This is a genomic window from Pseudarthrobacter sp. YAF2 (assembly GCF_052113345.1).
Lineage (GTDB): Bacteria > Actinomycetota > Actinomycetes > Actinomycetales > Micrococcaceae > Arthrobacter.
The window spans coordinates 1-24,845 of the sequence record NZ_JBFRDA010000004.1; the positions used below are offsets into that span (position 1 = coordinate 1).

25 protein-coding genes, 1 tRNA gene and 1 other RNA gene are annotated in these 24,845 nt (G+C 66.7%); 15 read left to right on the plus strand and 12 right to left on the minus strand.

Annotation, left to right across the window (positions count from 1 at the left end; translation table 11 throughout):
• Together AB4Y79_RS05460 and AB4Y79_RS05465 are read left to right on the plus strand one after the other, a co-directional pair.
• Nucleotides 1-759: SDR family oxidoreductase (locus AB4Y79_RS05460; RefSeq protein WP_441859519.1), on the plus strand; the 759-nt coding region annotated here is incomplete at its 5' end.
• Nucleotides 759-1,829 carry an L-idonate 5-dehydrogenase gene (locus AB4Y79_RS05465; protein WP_441859521.1) on the plus strand — a complete coding sequence of 357 codons (1,071 nt, stop codon included), beginning with the start codon at nt 759-761 and terminating at the stop codon, nt 1,827-1,829. The genes AB4Y79_RS05460 and AB4Y79_RS05465, both read left to right, overlap by 1 nt.
• A 3-nt stretch (nt 1,830-1,832) precedes the next feature.
• On the opposite strand, the gene AB4Y79_RS05470 is transcribed toward AB4Y79_RS05465, so the two are convergent.
• Nucleotides 1,833-2,558, minus strand: coding sequence for a FadR/GntR family transcriptional regulator (locus AB4Y79_RS05470; RefSeq protein ID WP_441859523.1), 726 nt, complete (start codon nt 2,556-2,558; stop codon nt 1,833-1,835).
• Nucleotides 2,559-2,791: 233 nt separating this feature from the next.
• Here AB4Y79_RS05470 and gndA point away from each other — a divergent pair, with 233 nt between their 5' ends.
• Nucleotides 2,792-4,228 carry an NADP-dependent phosphogluconate dehydrogenase gene (gene gndA, locus AB4Y79_RS05475; protein ID WP_441859525.1) on the plus strand — a complete coding sequence of 479 codons (1,437 nt, stop codon included), beginning with the start codon at nt 2,792-2,794 and terminating at the stop codon, nt 4,226-4,228.
• A gap of 106 nt (nt 4,229-4,334) precedes the next feature.
• Here gndA and epsC read toward each other — a convergent pair whose 3' ends face one another.
• The 3 genes from epsC to msrA form a co-directional block, all read right to left on the minus strand.
• Nucleotides 4,335-4,919, minus strand: coding sequence for a serine O-acetyltransferase EpsC (epsC, locus tag AB4Y79_RS05480; RefSeq protein ID WP_441859526.1), 585 nt, complete (start codon nt 4,917-4,919; stop codon nt 4,335-4,337).
• Nucleotides 4,920-4,958: 39 nt separating this feature from the next.
• Complete coding sequence (gene cysK, locus AB4Y79_RS05485; protein ID WP_441859528.1) at nt 4,959-5,894, minus strand: cysteine synthase A; 936 nt, start codon at nt 5,892-5,894, stop codon at nt 4,959-4,961.
• 64 nt (nt 5,895-5,958) lie between these two features.
• Nucleotides 5,959-6,483: a peptide-methionine (S)-S-oxide reductase MsrA gene (msrA, locus tag AB4Y79_RS05490; RefSeq protein WP_441859530.1), complete on the minus strand. Its 525-nt coding sequence runs from the start codon at nt 6,481-6,483 to the stop codon at nt 5,959-5,961.
• Nucleotides 6,484-6,581: 98 nt separating this feature from the next.
• Here msrA and AB4Y79_RS05495 point away from each other — a divergent pair, with 98 nt between their 5' ends.
• Both AB4Y79_RS05495 and AB4Y79_RS05500 read left to right on the plus strand, forming a co-directional pair.
• The gene (locus AB4Y79_RS05495) at nt 6,582-7,505 is read left to right on the plus strand and encodes a Nif3-like dinuclear metal center hexameric protein (RefSeq protein ID WP_441859532.1); all 924 of its coding nucleotides are present in this window, start codon (nt 6,582-6,584) and stop codon (nt 7,503-7,505) included.
• 99 nt (nt 7,506-7,604) lie between these two features.
• Nucleotides 7,605-8,342 carry a zinc ribbon domain-containing protein gene (locus tag AB4Y79_RS05500; protein WP_308930699.1) on the plus strand — a complete coding sequence of 246 codons (738 nt, stop codon included), beginning with the start codon at nt 7,605-7,607 and terminating at the stop codon, nt 8,340-8,342.
• Between the two features lie 12 nt (nt 8,343-8,354).
• Here AB4Y79_RS05500 and AB4Y79_RS05505 read toward each other — a convergent pair whose 3' ends face one another.
• Nucleotides 8,355-9,119, minus strand: coding sequence for a YaaA family protein (locus AB4Y79_RS05505; protein ID WP_441859534.1), 765 nt, complete (start codon nt 9,117-9,119; stop codon nt 8,355-8,357).
• Between the two features lie 56 nt (nt 9,120-9,175).
• Here AB4Y79_RS05505 and rnpB point away from each other — a divergent pair.
• From rnpB to AB4Y79_RS05530, 5 genes are all read left to right on the plus strand, one after another.
• Nucleotides 9,176-9,563: RNase P RNA component class A (gene rnpB / locus AB4Y79_RS05510), an RNA gene on the plus strand.
• A 45-nt stretch (nt 9,564-9,608) separates the two neighbouring features.
• Entirely contained in the window at nt 9,609-10,148 is a 540-nt protein-coding gene (locus AB4Y79_RS05515) for a TspO/MBR family protein (protein WP_441859536.1), read from the plus strand.
• A gap of 250 nt (nt 10,149-10,398) precedes the next feature.
• Nucleotides 10,399-11,877 (plus strand): glyceraldehyde-3-phosphate dehydrogenase, encoded by a 1,479-nt coding sequence (locus AB4Y79_RS05520; RefSeq protein ID WP_308930702.1) that lies wholly within the window; start codon nt 10,399-10,401, stop codon nt 11,875-11,877.
• Between the two features lie 75 nt (nt 11,878-11,952).
• Nucleotides 11,953-12,162, plus strand: coding sequence for a hypothetical protein (locus AB4Y79_RS05525; RefSeq protein ID WP_308930703.1), 210 nt, complete (start codon nt 11,953-11,955; stop codon nt 12,160-12,162).
• A 115-nt stretch (nt 12,163-12,277) separates the two neighbouring features.
• The gene (locus AB4Y79_RS05530; protein ID WP_441859538.1) at nt 12,278-13,075 is read left to right on the plus strand and encodes an HNH endonuclease family protein; all 798 of its coding nucleotides are present in this window, start codon (nt 12,278-12,280) and stop codon (nt 13,073-13,075) included.
• A 19-nt stretch (nt 13,076-13,094) separates the two neighbouring features.
• Here the strand turns inward: AB4Y79_RS05530 and def are convergent, their stop codons facing one another.
• The 3 genes from def to orn form a co-directional block, all read right to left on the minus strand.
• Nucleotides 13,095-13,667, minus strand: a complete 573-nt coding sequence (gene def / locus AB4Y79_RS05535; RefSeq protein ID WP_308930705.1) for a peptide deformylase — start codon at nt 13,665-13,667, stop codon at nt 13,095-13,097.
• Between the two features lie 135 nt (nt 13,668-13,802).
• A tRNA-His gene (locus tag AB4Y79_RS05540) sits at nt 13,803-13,875 on the minus strand.
• Nucleotides 13,876-14,004: 129 nt separating this feature from the next.
• Nucleotides 14,005-14,625 carry an oligoribonuclease gene (gene orn / locus AB4Y79_RS05545; RefSeq protein ID WP_308930706.1) on the minus strand — a complete coding sequence of 207 codons (621 nt, stop codon included), beginning with the start codon at nt 14,623-14,625 and terminating at the stop codon, nt 14,005-14,007.
• Between the two features lie 153 nt (nt 14,626-14,778).
• Here orn and mptB point away from each other — a divergent pair, with 153 nt between their 5' ends.
• The gene (gene mptB, locus AB4Y79_RS05550; protein ID WP_441859540.1) at nt 14,779-16,335 is read left to right on the plus strand and encodes a polyprenol phosphomannose-dependent alpha 1,6 mannosyltransferase MptB; all 1,557 of its coding nucleotides are present in this window, start codon (nt 14,779-14,781) and stop codon (nt 16,333-16,335) included.
• Nucleotides 16,336-16,346: 11 nt separating this feature from the next.
• Here mptB and AB4Y79_RS05555 read toward each other — a convergent pair whose 3' ends face one another.
• The gene (locus AB4Y79_RS05555) at nt 16,347-17,054 is read right to left on the minus strand and encodes a DNA alkylation repair protein (protein WP_441859542.1); all 708 of its coding nucleotides are present in this window, start codon (nt 17,052-17,054) and stop codon (nt 16,347-16,349) included.
• A gap of 79 nt (nt 17,055-17,133) precedes the next feature.
• Between AB4Y79_RS05555 and AB4Y79_RS05560 the strand changes: the two genes are divergently transcribed.
• Nucleotides 17,134-18,045 carry an aldose 1-epimerase family protein gene (locus AB4Y79_RS05560; RefSeq protein ID WP_441859543.1) on the plus strand — a complete coding sequence of 304 codons (912 nt, stop codon included), beginning with the start codon at nt 17,134-17,136 and terminating at the stop codon, nt 18,043-18,045.
• On the opposite strand, the gene AB4Y79_RS05565 is transcribed toward AB4Y79_RS05560, so the two are convergent.
• Together AB4Y79_RS05565 and AB4Y79_RS05570 are read right to left on the minus strand one after the other, a co-directional pair.
• On the minus strand, nt 18,042-18,818 hold the full coding sequence (locus AB4Y79_RS05565) for an alpha/beta hydrolase (protein ID WP_441859545.1): 777 nt from the start codon (nt 18,816-18,818) through the stop codon (nt 18,042-18,044). The genes AB4Y79_RS05560 and AB4Y79_RS05565 overlap by 4 nt on opposite strands.
• Nucleotides 18,815-19,897, minus strand: coding sequence for a LacI family DNA-binding transcriptional regulator (locus AB4Y79_RS05570; RefSeq protein WP_441859547.1), 1,083 nt, complete (start codon nt 19,895-19,897; stop codon nt 18,815-18,817). The genes AB4Y79_RS05565 and AB4Y79_RS05570 overlap by 4 nt, the downstream gene beginning before the upstream one ends.
• A gap of 171 nt (nt 19,898-20,068) precedes the next feature.
• On the opposite strand from AB4Y79_RS05570, the gene AB4Y79_RS05575 reads away from it, so the two are divergent.
• From AB4Y79_RS05575 to AB4Y79_RS05585, 3 genes are read left to right on the plus strand one after another with little or no spacing between them, the layout of a single operon-like run.
• Complete coding sequence (locus AB4Y79_RS05575) at nt 20,069-21,238, plus strand: Gfo/Idh/MocA family protein (RefSeq protein ID WP_441859549.1); 1,170 nt, start codon at nt 20,069-20,071, stop codon at nt 21,236-21,238.
• Entirely contained in the window at nt 21,238-22,452 is a 1,215-nt protein-coding gene (locus tag AB4Y79_RS05580) for a dihydrodipicolinate synthase family protein (protein WP_441859551.1), read from the plus strand. The genes AB4Y79_RS05575 and AB4Y79_RS05580 overlap by 1 nt, the downstream gene beginning before the upstream one ends.
• Entirely contained in the window at nt 22,449-23,288 is an 840-nt protein-coding gene (locus AB4Y79_RS05585) for a sugar phosphate isomerase/epimerase family protein (RefSeq protein WP_441859553.1), read from the plus strand. The genes AB4Y79_RS05580 and AB4Y79_RS05585 overlap by 4 nt, the downstream gene beginning before the upstream one ends.
• Nucleotides 23,289-23,425: 137 nt before the next feature.
• On the opposite strand, the gene xylB is transcribed toward AB4Y79_RS05585, so the two are convergent.
• Complete coding sequence (gene xylB / locus AB4Y79_RS05590) at nt 23,426-24,844, minus strand: xylulokinase (protein WP_441859555.1); 1,419 nt, start codon at nt 24,842-24,844, stop codon at nt 23,426-23,428.
• Between the last annotated feature and the right edge of the window lies 1 nt (nt 24,845).

Sequence of the window (24,845 nt, forward strand, 5' to 3'; positions counted from 1 at the left end):
TTTGATTTGTCGGGCCGGGTTGCGTTGGTGACGGGTTCGAGTCGGGGGATTGGCAGCGCGTTGGCCCGGGCGCTGGCCGATGCCGGCGCAACAGTGGTGTTGAACGGTGTGAACGGGGAGCGGCTCAAGGATGCCGCGGCCGCGATGGCTTCCGATTATGCGCCCGGCCGTATCCACAGCGTCGCCTTCGACGTCACGGGTGACGCGGAGGCGGCGCGCGGGRTTGCGTGGGTGGAGGAGAATGTGGGTCCGTTGGAGATCCTGGTGAATAACGCCGGGATCCAGCACCGGGTGCCGATGCTGGATTTGGACGTSRMGGACTGGGAWCGGGTGATTTCCACGGACCTGACCAGCGCGTTCCTGGTGGGCAGGGAAGCGGCGCGGCGGATGATTGGCCGGGGGCGGGGCAAGATCATCAACATCTGCTCGGTGCAGACKGACCTKGCCCGGCCCACGATCGCCCCGTATGTGGCGGCGAAGGGCGGGTTGCGGAACCTGACGCGGGCGATGACGGCKGAGTGGGCCGGGTCCGGGYTGCAGATCAATGGGATCGCCCCGGGGTATATCCATACGGAGATGACGCAGAACCTGGTGGAYGATGAGCAGTTCAATGCCTGGATCCTGGGCCGGACGCCCGCCCACCGCTGGGGCACSGTTGAGGACCTGGCCGGGCCGGTGGTGTGGCTGGCCTCGGACGGGTCGAACTTCGTGAACGGGCAGACCATCTTCATCGATGGTGGAATGACGGTGGTGGTYTGATGGCAACGCCCCTTGACCTTGAATTGCCGGCCACGGGTCCGGCGCTGGTGGCCCATGCCGCCGGTGACCTGCGGATCGATGAGGTCCCGCTGCCCCGGCCGGCAGCAGACGAAGCRGTGGTGGAGGTGGCGTTCGGCGGGATTTGTGGTTCGGACCTGCATTACTGGCTGCACGGTGCGGCGGGGGAGTCGATCCTGAAGGCGCCGCTGGTCCTGGGCCACGAAATTTCCGGGACGGTGGTGCGGGCCGCGGCCAACGGGGCAGGCCCGGTGGCCGGGACCGCCGTCGCCGTCCACCCCGCCACTCCCGGCCCAGGCGCCGCGCGCTATCCGGCGGACCGGCCCAACCTGTCCCCGGGGTGCACGTACCTGGGCAGCGCCGCCCGCTACCCGCATACGGATGGCGCGTTCAGCCGGTACGTGAACCTCCCGGTGCGGATGCTCCGCCCGCTACCGGCGGGACTGGACCTGCGGACCGCAGCATTGATTGAACCGGCGTCCGTGGCCTGGCACGCCGTATCCCGGGCCGGAGACGTCCGCGGAAAAACCGCGCTGGTCATCGGTTCCGGCCCGATCGGCGCCCTCGCCGTCGCAGTCCTGAAACAGGCCGGCGCGGCCCGGATCACCGCCGTGGACCTCCATCCCAAGCCTCTTCAGATCGCCCGCGCGGTCGGGGCCGATGAGGTGATCAACGCCGCGGACACCGCAGCGATCGCGCCCGTGGAGGCCGACGTCGTGATCGAATCCTCCGGCAACCACCACGGCCTGGCCTCAGCCATCACCGGCGCGGTCCGCGGCGGGACCGTGGTCATGGTCGGGCTGCTGCCCACCGGCATGCAGCCGGTGCCCATCTCCCTGGCCATCACCCGCGAACTCGACCTCAAAGGCTCCTTCCGCTTCAACGACGAAATCGACGACGTGATCACCGCCCTCGCGGACGGCACCCTGCACATCGACCCCGTCATCACCCACCAGTTCCCGCTCACCGATGCCCTGCACGCATTCGAGGTGGCCAAGGACTCCACCAGCTCGGGCAAGGTGCTTCTGAGCTTCGGCGGGGAAGGCCGCTGAGCGTCACTGCCGGACGGGGATGAACACCCGTGGTTGCTCCGTCCATGTGTCGGCCATCTGGGACATGGTCCGCCGCATGATCCGGTCCGATGCCTCGCGGGCGGCGGGAGCGTCGCCCTTGGCGATTGCCTCTGCGACATCTTCGTGCCACTGCAGGGCGGCCTGGTGGGGATGGTCCGGCATCAGGCCGTGCACGGTCCGGCCCGTCAGTGTTTCGGCCACCTGCCCCATGAGGTTGGCGAACATTTCGTTGCCGGAGCCGGAGAGCAGCAGCGAATGGAAGCGGATGTCCAGTTCCAGGAACCGGGCAACTTCGCCCTTGTTGCCGGCTTCCCGCATGGCGCGGGCAACGTCAACGAGTTCCAGGCGCAGCGGTGCCGGCGCGTTCGCTGCTGCCAGTTCGGCAGCTGCAGGTTCCACGGCGGCGCGGAGTTCGGCGAGGGAGCGCAGCTGGGCGCCGCGCGCGTCGCTGGCCAGCCGCCACCGGATCACCTGCGGATCAAAGGGATTCCAGCGGCTTGAGGGCAGCACCCGGATGCCAACCCGCTTGGTGGTTTCCACCAGGCCCAGGGACTGCAGGACGCGTACCGCTTCGCGGATTACGGAGCGGGAAACCTTCAGTTCATCCTCCAATTGCTCGGCGAGCATGACGTGTCCCGCGGGGAGATCCCCTGAGATGATCCGGGTGCCCAGGTTCTCGATGGCACGGTGGTGGAGGCTGCTGGTCATGCTGCTAAGCCTAGTTGCTGGCGGATGCGGGATTGCCGGCAACCCGGGACGGCCGGGACAGGGGAGGGCGGCGGTCCTAGACTGGCACCGACACAATCGGTTTCATGACGCGGACGTTACTTTCGCGTCACCGCCAGAATATATATGCTTTATTCCGACCCCCTGATATGCCCCGGGGTCCCAACCCGCAGCGGAACCCTGGATCCGGGGCAAACAATGAATTGGAGTTATTGATGTCTGCACACATCGGTGTCACCGGCCTCGCAGTGATGGGCGCCAACCTGGCCCGCAACCTCGCCCGCAACGGGTTCACGGTTGCCCTGCACAACCGGTCGGTGGAGAAGACCGACGCGCTGCTGGAGAAGCACGGCTCGGAAGGCGATTTCATCCGGACCGAATCCCTGCAGGAACTGGTCGATTCCCTGGAGAAGCCGCGCCGGGTGTTGATCATGGTCAAGGCCGGAAAGCCGGTGGATTCGGTGATCGAGCAGTTGGAGCCGCTGCTGGAACCGGGCGACATCATTATCGACGCCGGCAACTCGCACTACGAGGACACCCGCCGCCGGGAAGCCGCGCTGGCCAAGAAGGACCTGCACTTCGTGGGCGTCGGGGTGTCCGGCGGCGAAGAGGGTGCGCTGAACGGGCCGTCCATCATGCCCGGCGGGTCCAAGGAGTCATACAAGGCCCTCGGCCCGCTGCTGGAAAAGATTTCGGCAAAGGTCGACGGCGAGCCCTGCTGCGCGTGGATTGGCACCGACGGCGCCGGCCACTTCGTCAAGATGGTCCACAACGGCATCGAATACGCCGACATGCAGGTCATCGGTGAGGCCTTTGACCTGCTGCGCTCGGGCGCCGGCATCGAACCGGCCGAGCAGGCAAAGATTTTCTCCGAGTGGAACCAGGGCGAACTCTCCTCGTTCCTGATCGAAATCTCCGCCGAGGTCCTGGGCCACGTCGATGCCAAGACCGGCAAGCCTTTCGTGGACGTTGTCGTCGACGCCGCGGGCCAGAAGGGCACCGGACGCTGGACCGTGATCTCGGCACTGGAACTCGGTTCCCCCGTGTCCGGCATCGCAGAGTCCGTGTTCGCCCGTGCGCTCTCTTCCCAGGCGGAGCAGCGCAAGCTTGGCCAGGAGCTGCTGGCCGGCAACGAGGCGACCGTTGAGATCCCGGAGACGTTCGTTGAGGATGTCCGCCAGGCACTGTACGCCTCCAAGCTGGTTTCCTACGCACAGGGCCTGGACATGCTGACCTCCGCGGCCAAGGAATACGGCTGGGACCTGAAGCTGGACGAAATCGCCTCCCTCTGGCGCGCGGGTTGCATCATCCGTGCCGAACTCCTCAAGGACATCACCAAGGCCTACGCTGCCGATGAGAAGCCGGCAAACCTGCTGTTCGCGCCGGCGTTCACCAAGGCCATTGGCGACGCCCTCCCGGCATGGCGGCGTGTAGTTGCCACCGCGGTGCAGCTCGGCATCCCGGTGCCGGTGTTCTCCTCCTCGCTGGCGTACTACGACGGCCTGCGCCGCAAGCGCGTTGCCGCCGCCCTGATCCAGGGCCAGCGCGACCTCTTCGGCGCCCACACCTATGGCCGCGTGGACACAGAGGGTACGTTCCACACCCTCTGGGGCGAAGACAAGTCCGAAATCGGAGCAGTAGATACCCACTAGGTTCCGCTGCAGGTATGCACAAGGCGGGCAGTTTCCGGTGATCCGGAAACTGCCCGCCTTGTGTTGTCATGCGCTTGCTGACCGGCCTCAGGCCTGATCAGCACGGTTAGAGATGGTATTCGATGTCGTACTCGGCCGGATCCACTGCGGGCTTGGTTTCCCGCTGCGCATCCCGGTGGCGCCACTTCGCAGGGACGCCGGTAACGATCGATTCCGGCGGCGCGTCCTTGACCACCACGGCGTTGGCGCCCACGGCGCTGTCCCGGCCAATGGTGATGGGCCCCAGGACCTTGGCACCCGCCCCGATGGTCACGCGGTCACCGATGGTGGGGTGGCGCTTAATCCGTGCCAGGGACCGCCCGCCCAGCGTGACACCGTGGTAGATCATCACGTCCTCGCCGATCTCGGCGGTCTCACCGATCACCACCCCCATGCCGTGGTCGATGAAGAACCGCCGGCCGATGGTGGCACCGGGATGGATCTCGATACCGGTCCAGGACCTTCCCAGCTGGGACAACAACCGAGCCGGGAAACGCAGGGCAGGGTTCTGCCACAGCCGGTGCGTCAACCGGTGGATCCAGATGGCGTGCAGGCCGGAATAGGCGAAAAAGTTCTCAAAAGAACCTCGAGCCGCCGGGTCGTGGGACCGGGCGGCCTCGAGGTCTTCCTTCAGTCTTGCGAAAAAGCCCACAAAGTTCTTTCTACAGGAAACGGGCGGATGGCGGACTGATCAGCCGCGGATGTCGTCATAGAGCACGGTGGAGATGTAACGCTCACCGAAGTCGCACACGACCGCAACGATCAGCTTGCCGGCATTTTCCGGGCGCTTGGCCAGTTCCAGTGCGGCCCAGACGATCGCTCCCGAGGAGATGCCGCCCAGGATACCTTCCTTGATGCCGAGCTCGCGGGCGACGCGGACCGAGTCCTCAAGGGTGGCGTCGATGACCTCGTCGTAGACGGTGGTGTCCAGCAGTTCCGGGATGAAGTTGGCGCCCAGTCCCTGGATCTTGTGCGGGCCGGGGGCGCCGCCGTTCAGGATGGCGGAATCCTTGGGCTCCACGGCCACGATCTGCACACCGGGCTTGCGTTCCTTCAGCACCTGTCCGACGCCGGTGATGGTTCCGCCGGTGCCGATGCCTGCCACGAAGATGTCAACGGCGCCATCGGTGTCTTCCCAGACTTCCTCGGCGGTGGTCTTGCGGTGGATCTCCGGGTTGGCTTCGTTGGCGAACTGCTGCGCCCAGATGGAGTTCTCGGTGTTGGCCACGATCTCCTGGGCCTTTTCCACGGCGCCGCGCATGCCCTCGGACCCCGGGGTGAGCACGATCTCGGCGCCAAAGGCACGGAGCATGACGCGGCGTTCGGTGGACATGGTTTCCGGCATGGTCAGGATGACCTTGTAGCCGCGTGCGGCGCCCACCATGGCAAGGGCGATCCCCGTGTTGCCGGACGTACCCTCGACGATGGTGCCGCCGGGCTTGAGGGCGCCCGACTTTTCCGCGGCGTCGATGATGGCGACGCCGATACGGTCCTTGACGCTGTTGGCCGGGTTGTAGAACTCCAGCTTGACCGCAACGGTGGCGTCCAGTCCCTCGCTGAGCCGGTTCAACCGGACCAGCGGGGTCCCGCCGACCAGTTGCGTTACATCGTCATAGATCCGTGCCATGTACATACGCCTATCTCTAAGGGGTGAATACTGAGGTCAGCCTAACGAGGCCGCGTAACGGTGCCTAAGCGTTAAGCCATGCAGAGTAATATTTCCTGGCCTTGGCCAGCTTGGGATTGATGATCACCTGGCAGTACCCCTGTTCGGGGTGCTTGGCGTAGTAGTCCTGGTGGAATTCCTCCGCCACGTGGAAGCGGGGCAGGCGGCTGACCTCGGTGACGATGGGATGCTTCCACAGCGCCTGGTTGCGTTCGATCGCTTCCTCGAACAGGATCTTCTCTTCCGTGGTCTCGTAGAACATGGAGGAACGGTACTGGGTGCCGACGTCGTATCCCTGGCGGTTCAGGGTGGTGGGATCGTGGAGGGCGAAGAACATGTCCAGGATGACTTCGGCCGGAATGACCTCCTCGTCGAACGTGACGGCCACCACCTCCGCATGGCCTGTGGTCCCGCTGCAGACCGAGTAGTAGTCGGGCTGGGGGTCGTGCCCGCCGGTATAGCCTGACACCACCGAGCTGACGCCCTTGGTCTTCTGGTAAACAGCGTCGAGGCACCAGAAGCAGCCCCCGCCAAGAACAAAAGTTTTCATGACCTCTTCAATGGTTGACGGCGCCGGATGATTCCCGCCGGCTTCACCCTGCGCCGCAACATGCGGCGGCGGGAAGGCGATGGGGTAAAACTAAGACTATGGAACCTGTGGACACCGACGCTACCGGCCAGGCGGATCACGACGCCGAAACCTCCTCCGACACGCCGGCCCGGGGCGGTGCGGCCGAGGCTCCCACCCTGGCCGAACTGCTTCTTGCCGTGGAGGAGCTGTGGCCGGAATCGCTGGCGGAGAACTGGGACGAGGTAGGGCTTGTGGCGGGCCACCCTTCCGCCCCGGTCACCAAGGTGATGTTCGCGGTGGACCCCACCCTGGAAGTCATTGAAGAAGCCATTGAATGGGGTGCCGGGCTCCTCATTACCCACCACCCGCTGCTCCTGAAGGGTGTCACGTCGGTGGCTGCCACCACGGCCAAGGGCCGGGCGGTCCACCGGCTCATCGAGTCGGGGACGGCACTGCTGACCGTGCACACCAACGGGGACTCCGCCGTCGGAGGCGTCTCCGACGTGCTGGCGGATGCGCTGGGACTCCAGGACGTTGCGCCGCTCACCATGGCGGCCAACGGGCTGCCGGAGGAAGGCATTGGGCGTGTGGGCGACCTGGCGGACGCGATGAGCCTGGGGGATTTCGCGGCACGGGTGTTCGGCATTCTTCCGTCAGTTGCGGGGGGTGTGCGCGTTTCCGGTGACAAGGACGGGCTGGTGCGGCGGATTGCCGTGTGCGGCGGCGCCGGGGACTCCCTGTTCAACGAGGTCAGGGCCAGCAACGCGGACGTGTATGTGACTGCCGACCTTCGCCACCACCCCGCATCAGAGGCCCGCGAGGCGGCCCTCAACGGCCGGCCGTACCTGGTGGACGTCTCGCACTTTGCCAGTGAATGGCTGTGGTTGCCGGCCGCCGCGGCAGCCCTGGGCAACGTCCTGGCGGACCAGGGGCACGAGCTGGAGATCCGGGTCAGCACCACCAACAGCGATCCGTGGGACTTCATCCTCACTCCGGGCTGAGGCCGGCAGCGAGGCAGCGGTGCAGCCCAGGCGATAGAGTCTAGGAAGCGCCGGTAAGGTGCCCGGCCCAGGGCCGGAAAGGACCAAGCGGAGGTAACAGTGGCGAAGGCAGCACCGGCGGAACAGTTGAAGTTGCTCGAACTGCAAGGACTGGACGCCAGGCTGACCGGCCTCACCAACCGCCGGCGCACCCTTGAAAATGATCCCCGCATCAAGGACCTCGAAGCGGCACTGTCCGTGGCCAACGGAGAACTGGGTGCTGCCAAGGTGGCGGTGCACGATGCCGAAGCCGCGCTCAAGCGGGCGGAAGCCGACGTCGAACAGGTCGCGTCGCGCATCGAACGCGACGAAGCCCGGCTCAACAGCGGCACCGGGCTTTCGAAGGACCTGGTGGCCCTGCAGAAGGACATTGTCTCGCTCAACAAGCGGCGCTCCGACCTCGAGGACGTGGAACTGGAAATCCTGGAGCGGCTGGATACGTTGCGGGAACGGCAGGCAGCCCAGCAGCAGATCGTCGATGACATCCAGGGCTCGTTTGGCACTATCCGGGCCGAGTTGGATGCTGCCCTCGCCGAGGTTGCCGCCGAGGCTTCAGGGCTCGTGGCCCGGCGCGCCGAATTCGCCGCAGGCCTGGATACGGGCATGCTGGCCGTTTACGAAAAGACCCTCGCCAAGCGGGGCGTGGGCGCCGCGCGGCTGTTCCACGGGACATCGGAGGCATCGGGCATGAAGCTAAGCCCCGGCGACCTCGCTGCGATCAAGGCGGCCGCGGCGGATGAGATCGTGTTCTGCCCGGACTCCGGCGCCATCCTGGTCCGTTCGGACGAATGGTCCTGAACCGCCGCCGGGTCAGCCGGGCAGGATAATGTTCAGGGCATGGGGCTTGCGTGCCGTGCCCGGCACCAGCTCTGCGTCCCATTTTTCGCGCGTCACCTTCAACAGGTCCGAGGCCGCGGCCGGGGCTTTTCCGCGGCGTACCAGCAGGTGCCGCGCCAGTTCGCCCCGAGTGTGCTTGGCGAAATGGCTCACCACTTTCCGCACGCCGGCAGCCTCCGTGAACACATTGACCGTGACGGTCTGCTCCGGCGGCGCCGCCCACGCGGCCGCATAGGTGCTGGAACGGCAGTCAACCACCAGGTGGTCCTCGGCGGCACGGCCCAGCGTGTCATCCAACTGTGCCCTCCAGAACGGAGCCAGCCGGCCGACGTCGGGCAATGCCGTCCCCATCGAAAGCCGGTAGGCGGGGACGCTGTCGCCAAAGCGAAGGGCCCCCCACAGCGCGGAAACCACCAGCACTGAGGCGTCCGCCTTGCGCCGCTGCGCGGGCGTCAGGCTCCGGTATCCCAAGGCGTCGTACAGGACTCCTGAATAGATGCTGTGGGCCGGGGCGGCAGGCTCGGCGTGGAGCCGCGTGTTGCGTTCGACGTCGTCCCGCAGCGAGGGACCCACGCCCAGCAAGGCGAGGGCGTCCTGGTGCGCGCTGACCGTTCCCAGCGCCTCCAGGACCTTGGCGCGGGACGGATTGAGCTCCGGGAAACTCAGCGAGGGCCAGTCGACGGCGGACCCGCGGCGCGCGGGTGTCTTTCCTTCGGAAGGGGGAAGCAGAATCAGCACCGTCCGATCCTACCGGCGACAAAAGCGGTCGGGGGCGCCGGTAGACTGGACCCGGATGGGACAGCCAGACGGCCGCGCGCCACGCAAGTGGCTCGAGGAACGTCCGGGCTCCGCAGGGCAGGGTGGTGGGTAACGCCCACTCGGGGTAACCCGCAGGCCAGTGCCACAGAAAACAGACCGCCTGCCTTTCCGGCCTTCGCCGGAAAGCGCAGGTAAGGGTGAAACGGTGGTGTAAGAGACCACCAGCTTCCCGGGTGACCGGGAAGGCTAGGTAAACCCCACCCGGAGCAAGGCTAGACAGGACACGTTCGAGGGCTGCCCGCCCGAGTGTCCGGGTAAGCCGCTGGAGGGTGCCGGCAACGGTACTCGTAGATGGATGGCCGTCGCTCCCTTGCCGGCAACGGCAGGGGAGAACAGAACCCGGCGTACCGGCTGTCCCATCCGCAAAACCGGGTTTGACCTTGGGCGCTGTGTTGGGGATGCTGGACCGTGCCCGTTATTACTGATGTCCGGCCGGCCGCCGGGACGGCCGGAAGGCTGCCCGGCCTGCGTTCCCGGATTCTCGCCCTTGCCGGGTTCCTTGGACTGTCGGCTGCGGCCTGGGTGCTGGCCTCGATCCCCATCATCCTCAATTCCAGCGGCTGGTATGCCGGCTCGCTCAAAGCGCCGTGGATGCCGCCGCCGCTGATGTTCCGGATCACCTGGATGGTGCTGTACATCGGAGTTGCGGCCGCGGCCTGGCTGGTTTGGCGCAAGGGCCGATTGAAAGGGCCGGCCCTGGCCGGTTACGCCGTCCAGCTTCTGCTTAACGCCGCGTGGCCGGTGACGTTCTTCGCGATGTACCCCATGGCAGGTACCGCTGCCCTGTGGGCGGCGCTTCTGGTCATCTGTTCCCTGGCCGCGACCCTGGCGTTCCTGATCGTCCGGTTCGGTCCGATCGACGCCACCGCCGGGCTCCTGATGTTGCCGTACTTCGCCTGGGTGGTCTTTTCCGCCAGCCTGAACCTGTACTCCGCCGTCCATAACTGAGAGCTGCGCCGGCCCGTGTGAGTGATTTCACGCAGCGCAGGCGTGATCGGGGAGCTGCGCCAAATTAGAATGGATACCGGACGCAGGAGTTCTACCGCCGAAAGTTGCGTTCGCAACCGGCGGTTTTTCTTTGCACGCGATCCAGGTGCCTGGGGGTCGACCCCTGCAGGTGCCGGTGCCCCTGGACATCATCAGGTGGCCTACATCTGTGTACGAGGACGTACACGGCTGAACCGAGGAAGGTATTTCTGTGAGCCAGACGTCTGATTCTTGTCTTGATACGTGGATGGGCCGGGAGGCCCTCGCCGAGGCCATGATCCCGGTGATCGGCAGGCTGTACCGCGAAAACAACGTGGTGACCAGCATCCACGGCCGGAGCCTGATCAATAAGTCCACCATGAACATCCTCAAGGCACACCGCTTCGCGCGCCGGATGAGCAAGGACGAACTGCTCCTGGAGGACACGGCGCCGCTGCTGAACACCCTGGCCGGGCTGGAACTGGGCGCTGCCGCGATTGACATCGCCCGCCTTAATCAGAAGTTCAAGGAAGAGGGCAACGGAGCCACCCTTGAAGAGTTCCTCCGCGCCGAACTCGCCGAGATCGTTGGCAAGCGTGGCGGTGACGAGCGCACCAGCACGGATGTGGTGCTCTACGGATTCGGCCGCATCGGACGGCTCCTGGCACGCCTCCTGATCGAAAAGGCCGGCGGCGGCCACGGCCTGCGCCTGCGTGCCATCGTGGTTCGCCGCGGTTCCGACAACGACCTTTCCAAGCGGGCCAGCCTGCTCCGGCGGGACTCCGTCCACGGTTCCTTCGAGGGCACCATCCGGGTCGACGAAGAAGCCAACACCATCACGGCCAACGGTGTCCGTATCCAGGTGATCTACTCGAACGACCCCGCCACCATCGACTACACGGCCTACGGCATCAACAACGCGCTGGTGGTGGACAACACGGGCCGCTGGCGCGATGCCGAGGGGCTGTCCCAGCACCTCCAGAGCAAGGGCGTTGCCCGCGTCCTGCTGACGGCTCCGGGCAAGGGCGAACTGAAGAACATCGTCCACGGCATCAACCACCGGGACATCAACGATTCGGACCGGATCGTCTCCGCGGCCTCCTGCACCACCAACGCCATCACTCCGGTCCTGAAGGCCATCAACGACAAGTTCGGCGTGGTCCACGGGCACGTGGAAACCGTGCACTCCTTCACCAACGACCAGAACCTGATCGACAACTTCCACAAGGGCGACCGCCGTGGCCGTTCCGCCGCGCTGAACATGGTCATCACCGAAACCGGTGCCGCCAAGGCGGTGGCCAAGGCCCTGCCCGAGCTCCTGGGCAAACTGACCGGCAGCTCCATCCGCGTCCCCACCCCGGACGTCTCGCTGGCCATCCTGAATCTCAGCCTGGAGAACGGCACCACCAAGGATGAGGTGAACAATTACCTGCGCGAGATGTCGCTGCACTCGGACCTGCGCAAGCAGATCGACTACATCGACTCGCCTGAAGTTGTCTCCACCGACTTCGTGGGCTCCCGCCGCGCCGGCATTGTTGACGGCCTGGCCACGGTGTCCACCGACAAGAACCTGGTCCTCTACGTCTGGTACGACAACGAATTCGGCTACAGCTGCCAGGTGGTCCGGGTCATGGAGGAAATGGCCGGCGTGAACCCGCCGTCGTTCCCTGCCAAGGAAAGCGCGGCCGCCCTCGCCGCGATCGCCGTCTGACCAAAAAGCGACACGTCCTGCCAATTCCCGGCTGGTTCACTGGAATCAGCCGGGAAACCGGACCAGACTGGTGGCATGGACAACGAATCGACGCTTCAGCACGAAACCACCCTCGAACACGCACTCGACGTGGCCAAGGCCAACCACAAGGAAGCTGTCAGGCTCCTTGAAGGCGCCCGCGCCGCGCACCAGGCAGGGGACGCCAGCGAGAAGCGCGTGCGCCAGCTCGAGGAACTCCTGGCCACCGCGGAGGAAGACCTCCGACGGGTCACGCGCGAACAGTAGCGCTGTGGCCGTGTGATCCATCACTCGTCCTCAACAGTGTGGATATCGGCGGCCGGCCGCGCTCCCTGTCCTAGGCTCTTGGGGTGCCCCACTTTAGCCACCCGGCATCAGAGCCGTGACTGTCAGCTGGTCCGCCTACCGCCGTGCGCGCCGACGTTCCCGCCAGGCGTGGGGGCTGCTGGTTGCTGTTGCCATTTCCGTTATTGCGGCGCTGTTCTGGTTCTTCACGGCCGGACAGTTCGCGGCAGCCGGACCTGCGGCCAGCGGCCCAACGGCGGCACCGGTTTTCGATGCCGCCTGGATGAAACCGGTGGCGGAGCCCAACCCCGTGCCCCCGGGGACTGCCCTCTCTGCCCTTGACGGTTTGGCCGTGAAGGGCAGGGCACCGAATACCGGCTACAGCCGCGAGGCTTTCGGCCAGGCATGGCTGGATGTGGACCGCAACGGCTGCGATACCAGGAACGACATCCTGCGGCGCGACCTTGCCGATGTGGTGTTCACCGAAGGCTCAACGTGCAAGGTAACGGGCGGCCATTTCCAGGAACCGTATACCGGACAGGTTGTGGAATTCCGCCGTGGCGCCGAGACCAGCAGTGCGGTGCAAATTGACCATGTGGTGGCATTGGGCGACGCCTGGCAAAAGGGTGCGCAGGGGCTGACGCCCAAGGAACGCCAGAGCCTGGCCAACGATCCTCTGAACCTCATAGCTGCTGACGGGCAGGCCAACCAGCAAAAGAGCGCAGGGGACGCCGCAACGTGGCTGCCGAAAAATACCGCGATCCGCTGCCACTACGTGGCCCGGCAGATCTCTGTCAAGGCCGCTTACGGTCTGTGGGTAACCGCGGCTGAGAAGGACGCCATGAAACAGGTACTGGCGTCCTGCCCCGGGCAGCAGACGATGACCGCCCGCTAAGCGGCGGTACGGGAACCGCCTAGTGACCGAACGGATCGGGATCGACGCCGGGCATCCAGGTCAGCCCCGGAACACCCCACCCGTTCTTCTTGGCCTGCTTGAGGGCCTTGCGGGAGTAGCGGTCCATCAACCGGTTGACGTACAGCTTGCCGTCCAAGTGGTCGAACTCATGCTGGATGACCCTGGCAAACCAGCCCGTAGCCTCGAACTTCACCGGTTCGCCATAACCGTCGAAGCCTTCCACGCGGGCCCACTCGGCCCGCTTGAGCGGATACTGCTCACCCGGGAAGGACAGGCAGCCCTCTTCTTCCTCGTCCGGGTCCGGGGCGGCGCCGGAGACCTTGGACAGGGTCAGGACAGGATTCACCAGTACCCCGGTGGGGGGAGCGCCGTCGTCGTTGGCGTACTTGTAGACGAAGATCCGCTTGCCGACGCCGACTTGCGGTGCAGCAAGGCCCACGCCGTTGGCGGCGGCGTTGGTTTCGAACATGTCGGCGATGAGGGTGCGCAGTTCGTCGTCGAAAACTTCGACTTCCGCCGCCCGGCGGTGCAGTACGGGCTCGCCCCAGATGGTGATCGGCAGAACGGTCATTTCGTTAGTCCTTCGGCTTCGGGGCCGGCGCCGCCGGCATCCCTGCACGTATCTTGGTGGGACACGACAAAGGAGGCCGCACCGGATATCCGGTGCGGCCTCCTTTGTTGACGGCTGCAAGTGCCGCCCCGTGAGGGTGAGCGACGGGGGTTGAACCCGCGACCTCCTGGACCACAACCAGGCGCTCTGCCAACTGAGCTACGCCCACCATGAGCTTCAAGGGCTTTCCGTGTTACCGGCTCCCTGGAAACGCAACTCAAATAGCTTACCTGCTCGGAAGGGGTGCTTTGTCCACTTTCAGCGATTTCGGCAAAATTTCATCCAAACGTGGCGCAGATTACTCGCCGGCGGCATCGTCGCTGGTGATGCGCCGGGCGATCTTCTGGGCCGTGGCGCTGTCGGGGCCGGGGGCAGGCACGAACACCGCCTCGCGGTAGTAGCGGAGTTCGTCAATGGAGTCCTTGATGTCACCCAGTGCGCGGTGGCCGCCCTTTTTTGCCGGCGACTGGAAGTACGCCCGGGCGAACCAGCGCCGGGACAGCTCCTTGATGGTGCTGACGTCGATCACCCGGTAATGCAGGTGCTCCACGACGGCGGGCATGTCGCGGGAAAGGAATACCCGGTCCGTGCCTACAGAGTTGCCGCCGAGCGGTGCCTTCCGCGGGTCCGGAACCCAGGCTGAGATGTACTCCATGACTGCGGCCTCAGCCTCGGCCATGGTCTTGCCGTGGGGGAGTTCCGCCAGGAGACCGGACTTGGTGTGCATGTCCCGGACGAAGTCGGACATCTGCGCGACGGCGGCGTCCTCGGGCTTGATCACCACGTCGACACCGTCCCCAAGGATGTTCAGTTCCGAATCGGTGACCAGGGCTGCCACCTCGATGAGGGCGTCGTTCTTGATGTCCAGGCCGGTCATTTCGCAGTCGATCCAGACGATTCGTTCGTTAGATATAGGCACCGGACCAGCCTACCGTTACACTCCCGGACGCCCGGCCGATGCTAGGATTTCGGGTACGCGGCGGGTCGCCCCGCCGCCTTCGAGCACGTCCCGGCCGGCTTTGGTGGTCCGCAGGGCAACAGCGGAAACGCAAGAAGATTGGACATTCCTGAGATGACGGCGCCTGTGCCCGCAGCGGGGGAGTTGGCGGCGGCCGGTACTGCCGCGGCGCGCGGTGCCGAGGTGGACAATCCGCGCTCGCCCCTGCTTGCCGGGTTCCTGGGGTCGGTGTTCATGATGTTCGGTTCCGCCGGCGTGGGCTGGCTCGCGCCGGTTTCCGAACTCCGCCGCATGCCGCTGTTCATCTGGATGCGCACCGAAGCGCCTGGGGTGGCCCTGTCCATCGTGCTGGTCGCGGCAGGGGGAATGCTGCTGGTGCGCGCCTGGCTGCGGCTGGGCCAAAAAGTCAGGGTGTGGGGCGATCAAGCCCGGCGCGCCACCCTGGCGGCTGTGGTGGCGTGGGGGTTGCCCATGATGTTCAGCGTTCCGTTGTTCAGCCGCGACGTCTATGCCTACATCGGCCAGGGACGGCTGATGGTGGAAGGGTTCAACCCCTACGAAAACGGTATCTCCGCCCTGTCCAACTATTTTCAGCTGGGCGCAGACAAACAGTGGACCGAAGCTCCGGTTCCCTATGGCCAGCTGTTCCTCTGGATCGAGCAGTTCGTCGTGTGGGTTACCAGCGTCCAGCCGGAAGCCTGCATCATGCTGTTCCGGCTGGTTGCCGTGGCCGGCGTGGGCCTCTGCGTGGTCTACGTGCCCCGCCTCGCAGAGTTGCACGGCGTCAATCCACACAGGGCCCTGTGGCTGACCGTGGCCAACCCGCTTTTCCTGACCAACTTCATCGCCAGCGTGCACAACGACTCCCTCATGATCGGGCTGGCGCTGGCCGGTCTCTATTACTCTGCGACCCGGCGGGAAGTGCGGGGCATTGTGCTGGTGACGCTGTCCATCGCCGTCAAGCCCATCACCATCGTCTTCCTGCCGTTCATCGGCCTCCTCTGGGCGGGCAGGAATGCGGGGTGGCTGCGGAAGGTTTCGTTCTGGGCGCTCACGGCCGGCCTGAGCCTGGCGGTGTTGGCCCTGATGAGCCTGGTCAACGGCTTCGGCTTCGGCTGGATCAACGGGCTTTCCGCCCCCGGCAGCCTCTCCATCTGGTACGCCCCGGTGGGCCTGCTTGGCATGGTGGTGGGGTCCCTTGCCAACGCGTTCGGGCTGGACGGCTCAGTCCCGGCCGGCTGGGTGTTCGACGCAGGCAAGCTGCTTGCTGTGGGCATCCTCGCCTGGCAGATTTTCAAGGGCGACCATGACCGCCTGATGCGCCGCCTCACGCTCGGCCTGGCCGCAGTGGTCCTGCTGGCCCCCATCATCCAGTCCTGGTACGTGGTGTGGCTGATCCCGCTTTTTGCCGTGACGGGCATCCGGAACGACTGGCAGGTCAAGGCCCTGTACTTCGTGGTGTCGTTCTTCATGATCTACGCAATTTCGGACCAGCTGGACGTCTTTCCCTACCTGCAGACCCAGGACCTGGGCTTCGCGCTCCTGCTGGCCCGGATTGCGGCGGCGCTGACGGCCCTGCTCTTTGGGCTGTACCTGATCTTTTGGGACCCCGGCACCCGCCGGCTGTTCCGCAAGACGCACGAGCCCGTCGTCGAACGTCCCGTGATCTAGCGGCGGCGACGCTAAGGCCGGCCGGCGCCGGCACCGATCCTGCGCAGGGCCTCCCTGCGGGACAACGGACTCAGCTCCTGCCGATGCCCGGCGACGAACTCCTCCACCCATTCAGGTGCCGTTTTGGCAAATTCACGCAGCGCCCAGCCAATCGCTTTGCGGATGAAGAATTCCCGGTCCGCCAGGTTCGGCACAATGACATCGGCAAGCAGCACCGTATCGGTGGCCTGCTTCGCCCGAAGCTGGGACGTGATGCTGGCGCGTCGAATCCAGAAGTCCGGATCGCGGCTCCACGTCCTCAAGACGGCGGACATCTCAACCGGGTGCGCCAGCAGCAGGGCGCAGATCCGGCCGGACACGCCGTCCACAAAATCCCACCACGCCCCGGTGCGGATGATTTCCTCGTATACCGGCAGCATCTCCAGGTCCTTGGCAACCAGGGGGTTGCCGGTCAGGTCAATGGCTGCATAGCGTTCTTCCCGGAATACGGACGTGCGCCACAGTTCCAGCACCGTGGCGCGCAAGCCGCCGGCCGATGCCGGCGGAAACTCTGCCGTGACCTGCGCCGCGAGCCGCCGGACATCCGGGACCCTGACGCCCAGGGAGGGCAAGGAAGACTTCATGTATGCCTGCGCGCCGGCGGCACGCGCGGGATCGGACGGCTCCCACAGCGCGCTCCGGACGGCGGCGATAAGGTACTGGTCGGGTGCCGCTTCCATGGAGCAACTCTAGCGAGCCGGGCCCCGGCAGGATGACGTATGCTGTTTAGCGCTAACAAATTCATCGTTGAAGGACGCCATGACCGGAACCGAAGTCCGCATCGCCCATGGACCCTACACCGCCGTCGTGACCACCCGCGGCGGTTCCCTCCGGGAGTTGCGCTACGAAGATCGGGACCTGGTGGTGGGCTTTGGGCCGGAGGGCGGCGTTCCGGACTACCGGGGCGTGATCTGCGCGCCGTGGCCCAACCGGCTGGCCGACGGCACCTACGCCTACGCCGGCCAGTCCTATGCCGCCACCATCAACGAGCCGGAGCGCGGGTCGGCCCTGCACGGGCTGGCCATCCATCAGGCCTGGAACGTCCTGGAGGCGTCGGCGGACCGGGCGGTGCTCGGCTGCCGCGTTCCGGCCGGACCGGATTACCCGGGCGACCTGGAACTCACGGTCGCCTATTCCCTGTCCGGTGACGGCCTCCGAGGTACGGTCACCGCTGTCAACGCCGGTATCCGGGCCGCGCCCTACGGGGTTTGCCCCCATCCCTACCTTGTGGCCGGCACTGCTCCGCTGGACGAATGGTCCCTGGAACTTCCGGCCGGCACCTACCTCGAGGTCACCCCGGACCGGCTGCTCCCGGTGGCCATGCGGCAGGTGGAGCAGGACGCGTTCGACTTCCGCCTCCCGCGCAGGCTGGGGCCGGTCAAGATCGACCACGCTTTTACCGGCATCTCCCGCGACGGAGCCGGGCTGGCGCGCGTCCGCGTACTGGATCCGTCGGGAACGGGCGTGGAACTGGAATGGGGGCCTGAGTGGCCCTGGGTCCAGGTACACACGGGGGACAAGCCTGTTGGTCCGGACCGGCTGGGCCTGGCGGTTGAGCCCATGACCTGCCCGCCGGACGCCTTCAATTCCGGAACAGACCTGATCCACCTTGAGCCGGGCGGCTCCCACTCGGCGGCCTGGACCATCCGCGCCGTGGGCCGACGGGACTAGATAACGCCAGCTGCTGCGGCCCGGGCTGTTTCGGCGGTGGGCTCCGCCCAGCCGGCACGTTCCAGCCATGACGCGCACAAGGACGTCCACTGTCCGGGTCCCGGCTCGCCGGCTGCGAGTCCCAGGCCGTGCCGCCCCTCCGGGAAGACATGCAGTTCGGCGGGCACGCCGGCGGCGATCAGCGCCTTGGCGTAATCCAGGCTGTTGCCCACCGGGACTGCGTCGTCGTCCGCGGTGTGCCAAAGGAAAGCCGGCGGGGTCCGGGCCGTCACGTTCAGCTCCGCGGACAGGGCCGCCAGGAGGTCCGACGGCGGCAGCTCGCCGAGGAGGTTGTCCACCGACCCCTGATGCATGTCGCGAACCAGTGACACCACCGGGTAGCAAAGCACTGAGAGGTCCGGGACGGCGGCGTCGACGTCGAGGCCCCGGTTCCCGGTGGCTGCCGCCGTGGACAGCGTGGCCGCCAAATGGCCGCCGGCCGAGAATCCCAGGACTCCCACGCGCTTGTGGTCCACGGCGAGGCCGTGCGATCCGCTCCGGATGAAGAGCATGGCCGCCTTGGCGTCCTCAAGGGGAGCGGGGTGGCGGTCCGGGGCCACGCGGTAGCGCAGGACGAAAGCGTGGATACCCAGCGTTGCGAGCCATTCCGCGACCGGCTCCGCTTCGTGGTCCGCCTGCCGCGCGTAACCGCCGCCCGGCAGGACCAGGATGGCGGGGCGGGGGCCGGCGGCTTCAGCCCGCGCCGGAAGCGCGGTGATCCTGCGCGAAATCATACGGCGGCGGCCTCGGTGCTGCGCCGCAGCGTGACCTCTCCGGTAACGGCTTCGGCGGGGCCGGCTTCCTGGTCCTCGCCCGCAGGCCGGGGGCGGGTGGCCCTGGTGGCCAGCCGGCCAATATCTTCCAGCGGCAGGCGGACGGTGGAGAGGGCAGGCCTGAAGTCCCGGAGCGTTTCGATGTCATCAAAACCGGCGATTGAGGCGTCGCGGGGGATCCGCAGACCCTCGGACCGAAGGGCTGCTGCGGCGCCGATCGCCATCACGTCGTTCACCGCGAAAATGCACATCTTCGGAGCGGCTGAATCCGCCGCCGAGGCTGCCTTGATACGTGCGGCCAGTTGCAGGCCGGCCTCGTAGCCGCCGGCGCGGTTGAAGGCGCTCCTGAGCACCTCTGCCGGCCGGCGCCCGGCCCGGGCCAGGCCGTCCTGGAAGCCGCGGATCCGGTCATCAGAGGTGTACAGGCCTTCGGGACCGCCGATAATCACAAAATCGCCGTCCCAGCCGGCGGCCAGTTCCGTGGCCAACCGGCCCGCAAGCTCCTGGTTGGGGACTTCGACGACGTGGTAACCCTCCAATGCGATGGCACCCACCACTGCATGCCCCACCACTGCCACCCTGCCGCCATTGCGGCAGTACCGGTCGAGTTCTGCGGCCAGCTGCGCGTTGCCTTCCCGGTCCTCTGTCCGGCAGGACCGGGAGCCGGCGATCACGATCGAATCTGCACGGCGGGCAGCGAAAGCCGCCACGGCTTCCTTTTCCTCCGCAGGTCCGCCCCCGGTGGTGGCGAGGAGCACCATTTTCCGCTGTTCCCGTGCGGCATCCTGCACGCCGCGGGCAATGGCGGCGAAATACGGGTCGGCGATGTCGTGGACAATCAGGCCGATGAGTCCGGAGCTGGATTTCGCGAGGCCCTGGGCCTGCGCGTTGGGGATATAGCCCAGTGAATCTGCCGCCTGGCGGACGCGCTCGGCAATGTCCTTGCCGGGGGTCCGGGCTGAGCCGTTCAACACGCGTGAGGCCGTGGCAGGCGAGACGCCGGCGAGGCGGGCAACCTCGGTAAGGGTACTAGCAGCCACAGCATCTCCTGGTGGTCGGGGCGGGCTCAAAGGGTAAGGACATTATGACAGTTCAAACTACTTCCGGAAAGCGCTTGCCAAGCGGAACGGCGCGGTGCATCATGGAAACAGAGGGAATGCGCTTTCCCGATTCGTCTTGAGTACACCTTGCTCACTCACCGTGGAGGACACATGGGCTTCGAAACTAAAACGATCCGTATTGCCATGAACGGCATCACCGGCCGCATGGGCTACCGCCAGCACCTGCTGCGGTCCATCCTGCCCATCCGCGACGCCGGCGGCTTCACCCTGGAAGACGGCACGCGCGTCCAGGTTGAGCCCATCCTGGTGGGCCGCAATGAGGCCAAAATCCGCGAGCTGGCGGAAAAGCACAAGGTGTCCGAGTGGACCACGGACCTGGACGCCGTGATCAACGACCCCACTGTGGACGTCGTCTTCGACGCTTCCATGACCAGCCTGCGCGCCGCCACCCTCAAGAAGGCCATGCTGGCCGGCAAGCACATCTTCACGGAGAAGCCGACGGCCGAAACCCTGGAGGAGGCCATCGAACTGGCGCGCATCGGCAAGGAAGCCGGCGTCACCGCCGGTGTTGTCCACGACAAGCTGTACCTCCCCGGCCTGGTCAAGCTCCGCCGGCTGGTGGACGAAGGCTTCTTCGGCCGCATCCTGTCCATCCGCGGCGAATTTGGCTACTGGGTCTTCGAGGGCGACGTCCAGGCGGCCCAGCGTCCGTCCTGGAACTACCGCAAGGAAGACGGCGGCGGCATGACCACCGACATGTTCTGCCACTGGAACTACGTGCTGGAAGGCATCATCGGCAAGGTCAAGAGCGTCAACGCCAAGACCGCCACCCACATCCCGGCACGCTGGGACGAGGCCGGCAAGGAGTACAAGGCCACTGCCGATGACGCCTCCTACGGCATCTTCGAACTCGAGACACCGGCCGGGGACGAGGTTATCGGCCAGATCAACTCCTCCTGGGCCGTCCGGGTATACCGCGACGAACTGGTGGAATTCCAGGTGGACGGCACCCATGGTTCGGCTGTTGCCGGCCTGAACAAGTGCGTCGCCCAGCAGCGCGCCCACACTCCCAAGCCGGTCTGGAACCCGGACCTTCCGGTCACCGAATCGTTCCGCGACCAGTGGCAGGAAGTACCCGCCAACGCCGAGTTGGACAACGGCTTCAAGCTGCAGTGGGAGGAATTCCTCCGCGACGTCGTCGCCGGCCGCGAACACCGCTTCGGCCTGCTCTCCGCCGCCCGCGGCGTCCAGCTCGCCGAGCTGGGCCTGCAGTCCAACGACGAACGCCGCACCATCGACATCCCGGAGATCACCCTCTAATGACTTCCCTCATCCTTCCCTCCGAAGACGGCGGCACCAGGGAATACCGGCTGCAGGGCGGCGCCGCCTGGGGCCGCCCCACGGCACCCCTGACCGCGCGCCGGGCGTACGCGGCTGCCCACGTCATCCCTGAAGTGCTCGCCGACAATACCCCGGGTGCCCCGGCACGGCTGGACTGGGACGCCACCATGGCCTACCGCCACGAGCTCTGGTCCTATGGCCTCGGCGTGGCCGACGCCATGGACACCGCCCAGCGTGGCATGGGCCTGGACTGGGCCGCCACCCAGCAGCTCATTAAACGCACGGGCGTCGAAGCCGCCTCCGTGGTTTCGGCCGGCAATGCGGCAACCGCGGGCAAGTCCGTTCGCGACCTGGTTTCCTGCGGTGCAGGCACCGACCAGCTCGACATCGACGCCCTGCCCTCCGGCGAGGCCGGCATCAAGGCCGTCCTGGAGGCCTACCGCGAGCAAATCGCCGTCGTCACCGAGGCCGGACCCAAGGTCATCCTCATGGCATCCCGCGCCCTGGCGAAGGTGGCCCGCGGCCCGGAAGACTACCTGAACGTGTACTCCACCCTCCTGCAGGAAGTGGACCAGCCGGTCATCCTGCACTGGCTGGGCACCATGTTCGATCCCGCCCTCGCCGGCTACTGGGGATCGGATGACGTTGCCACGGCCACCGAAACGTTCCTCGGCCTCATCAAGGACAACGCGGCCAAGGTTGACGGCGTCAAGGTCTCGCTGCTCGACGCGAGCCACGAGGTGGCCTTGCGCGCAGCCCTGCCCGAAGGCGTCCGGCTCTACACCGGCGACGACTTCAACTACCCGGAACTCATCGACGGCGACGGCAGCCACCACTCCGACGCCCTGCTGGGCATCTTCGCGGCAATCTACCCCGCCGCCTCGGTGGCCCTGCAGAACTACGACGCCGGCAACGCCGCCAAAGCCCGCGAAATCCTCGACTCCACCCGCGAACTGGGCAAGCACATCTTCAGCGCCCCCACGTTCTACTACAAGACGGGCATCGCCTTCATGTCCTGGCTCAACGGCAAGCAGCCGGGCTTCCAGATGGTGGGCGGCCTGCACTCCGGCCGCTCGGTCTGCCACCTGGCCAGGACCTTTGAACTGGCGGACCAGGCCGGACTGCTGAAGGACCCCGCACTGGCCGCCTTCCGGATGTCCGACTACCTGCGCATCAACGGGGTGGGAGTATGAGCAACTTCGCGCGCCTTTCCATCAACAGCGCCACCACCAAGAAGTGGACGCTCGCCCAGGTCGTGGAAGGGTGCGTCAACGCCGGCATTCCCTCGATCGGCCCCTGGCGGGACCGCGTGGCGGAAGCAGGCCTGGACAAGGCAGCCCGCCTGATCAAGGACGCCGGCCTGCGCGTGTCCTCACTGTGCCGCGGCGGGTTCCTCACCGCGGCTGACGCCGAAGGCCAGGCGGCCACACTCGCGGACAACCGGGCAGCGATCCTTGAAGCCGTGGCCCTGGATACCCGGGAACTGTTCCTGGTGGTCGGTGGCCTTGCCCCGGGGGAGAAGGACGTCGTGGCAGCGCGGCAGCGCGTTGCCGACAGGCTCGCGGACCTGGTCCCGTTCGCTGCAGAACACGGCGTCCGCCTGGTCCTGGAGCCGCTGCACCCGATGTATGCGGCGGACCGTGCCCTGATCTCCACCCTGGGGCAGGCGCTGGACCTCGCAGCGCCGTTCGACGCCTCAACGGTGGGCGTCGCCGTGGACACGTTCCATGTCTGGTGGGACCCGGAACTGAAGGCTCAGATTGCGCGCGCGGGCCGGGAAAACCGGATCGCCTCCTACCAAGTGTGTGACTTCAACATGCCCATCGCCGCGGACCCGCTGCTGTCCCGCGGGTACATGGGCGACGGCGTGGTGGACTTCGCAACGATCGGCACCTGGGTGCGGGACGCCGGCTATACCGGAGACATCGAGGTGGAGATTTTCAACCAGGAGATCTGGGATACGGACGGCAACACCGTCCTGGCCACGGTCAAGGAGCGGTACGCGGAGCTCGTCCTCCCGTTCGCCTGACCTGATACAAACCTCGGGCTCCTGCCGACGTTTTCCGCAGGCAGGAGCGCGCCCCACATGGAAGGACGCGCGCCCCACATGGAAGGACCCGGACCGCTGCAGAGCGGTCCGGGTCCTTCCTGGTGTTGCGGACCGTCTTAGGCGTAAGCCGACGCGAGCCGGCGGTACCGGGCCAGCACACCGGCGTCGTCCGTTGCCCCGGGGAGGTCGACGGCGTCCGACGCCCACGCGGGGAAATGTCCGGTGAGTGCCGCGGCGGCCTGGCGGGCCGCTCCATCCGCGACATACTCGCCCGGCCGGGGAACCGTGACGCGGGTTCCGAGCAGGCGCGCTGCGACGTCCTGGACCGCGTGGGACTGGGCGCCGCCGCCCACAAGGAGGATCCGCCGGGCGGCCACGCCCTGGTCCTGCAGCGCTGCCAAGCCGTCGGCCAAGGAACAGACCACGCCTTCGACGGCGGCGCGCGCCAGGTTGGCGGGGGTGTAGTTGGCCCGCGTGATGCCATGCAGGGAGCCGGTGGCGTCCGGCAGGTTGGGTGTCCGCTCCCCGTCGAAGTAGGGGACCAAGGTCAGCCCTCCGGCGCCCGGTTCAGCGGACAGTGCCAGCCTGTTGAACTCTGCCAGGTCCACCCCCAGCAGGGCGGCCGTGGCATCGAAAACCCGCGCGGCGTTCAATGTGCACACCAGCGGAAGGTAGTGCCCGGCAGCGTCGGCGAAGCCCGCCACCAGCCCCGATGCATCTGCCGCAGGCGTGTCCGAAATGGCAAAGACGGTGCCGGAGGTGCCTAAGGACATAACGACGTCGCCCAGTTCCGCTCCGGCGCCGAGCGCAGCCGCCGCGTTGTCCCCGGCACCTGCGGCGAGCATGCTGCCTGCGGGGGTCCGGCCCGCCGGCTCCAGGGGGCCGAGGACCTTGGGGAGGGCCGGGACATGTCCCAGCGCCGCTGCCAGGACGTCCGGCAGGTACCTGCCCTCCGCCGTCGAGTAGTACCCGGTGCCGGAGGCATCCGAGCGGTCCGTTGCCAGCGCCGCCAGGCCTTCCCCGCCGCTGCCCGGGCCAAAACCGGCGAGCCGCCAGGTCAGCCAGTCGTGCGGGAGGCACACGGCAGCCACCTTTGCGGCGTTGTCCGGTTCGTTCTCCGCCAGCCAGCGCAGCTTGGTTATGGTCAGCGAGGCCACCGGGACGGTGCCCGTGGCGCCGGCCCAGTACCGGGCGCCGGCCACGGGGTCCCCGCCGCCGGCGCCTTTGATGAGCTCAGCAGCCGCCCCGGCGCTGCGGGTGTCGTTCCACAGCAGTGCAGGGCGGACAACCGCGCCGTCTGCGTCGAGGCACACCATGCCGTGCTGCTGGCCGCCAACGGAGATGGCGGCCACGTCATCCAGGCCGCCGGCTTCGGCAACCGCCTTCTGCAGCGCCGTCCACCAGTGGTCCGGATGGACCTCGGTGCCGTCGGGATGGCCGGCGCGGCCTTGACGGACCAGCTCGCCGGTCTCCGCGTCGCGGACCACTACTTTGCAGGACTGGGTGGAACTGTCGATCCCTGCGACGAGTGCCATG

What these genes read in the sequence shown, in the direction of transcription:
- AB4Y79_RS05525 (WP_308930703.1), top strand. Translation starts at nt 11,953, where the DNA reads ATGGACAACGAATCGACGCTTCAGCACGAAACCACCCTCGAACACGCA.
- cysK (WP_441859528.1), bottom strand. Translation starts at nt 5,894, where the DNA reads ATGGCACGGATCTATGACGATGTAACGCAACTGGTCGGCGGGACCCCG.
- gndA (WP_441859525.1), top strand. Translation starts at nt 2,792, where the DNA reads ATGTCTGCACACATCGGTGTCACCGGCCTCGCAGTGATGGGCGCCAAC.
- AB4Y79_RS05495 (WP_441859532.1), top strand. Translation starts at nt 6,582, where the DNA reads ATGGAACCTGTGGACACCGACGCTACCGGCCAGGCGGATCACGACGCC.
- AB4Y79_RS05560 (WP_441859543.1), top strand. Translation starts at nt 17,134, where the DNA reads ATGACCGGAACCGAAGTCCGCATCGCCCATGGACCCTACACCGCCGTC.
- AB4Y79_RS05575 (WP_441859549.1), top strand. Translation starts at nt 20,069, where the DNA reads ATGGGCTTCGAAACTAAAACGATCCGTATTGCCATGAACGGCATCACC.
- AB4Y79_RS05555 (WP_441859542.1), bottom strand. Translation starts at nt 17,054, where the DNA reads ATGGAAGCGGCACCCGACCAGTACCTTATCGCCGCCGTCCGGAGCGCG.
- AB4Y79_RS05470 (WP_441859523.1), bottom strand. Translation starts at nt 2,558, where the DNA reads ATGACCAGCAGCCTCCACCACCGTGCCATCGAGAACCTGGGCACCCGG.
- mptB (WP_441859540.1), top strand. Translation starts at nt 14,779, where the DNA reads ATGACGGCGCCTGTGCCCGCAGCGGGGGAGTTGGCGGCGGCCGGTACT.
- def (WP_308930705.1), bottom strand. Translation starts at nt 13,667, where the DNA reads ATGACCGTTCTGCCGATCACCATCTGGGGCGAGCCCGTACTGCACCGC.
- xylB (WP_441859555.1), bottom strand. Translation starts at nt 24,844, where the DNA reads ATGGCACTCGTCGCAGGGATCGACAGTTCCACCCAGTCCTGCAAAGTA.
- AB4Y79_RS05580 (WP_441859551.1), top strand. Translation starts at nt 21,238, where the DNA reads ATGACTTCCCTCATCCTTCCCTCCGAAGACGGCGGCACCAGGGAATAC.
- msrA (WP_441859530.1), bottom strand. Translation starts at nt 6,483, where the DNA reads ATGAAAACTTTTGTTCTTGGCGGGGGCTGCTTCTGGTGCCTCGACGCT.
- AB4Y79_RS05565 (WP_441859545.1), bottom strand. Translation starts at nt 18,818, where the DNA reads ATGATTTCGCGCAGGATCACCGCGCTTCCGGCGCGGGCTGAAGCCGCC.
- AB4Y79_RS05585 (WP_441859553.1), top strand. Translation starts at nt 22,449, where the DNA reads ATGAGCAACTTCGCGCGCCTTTCCATCAACAGCGCCACCACCAAGAAG.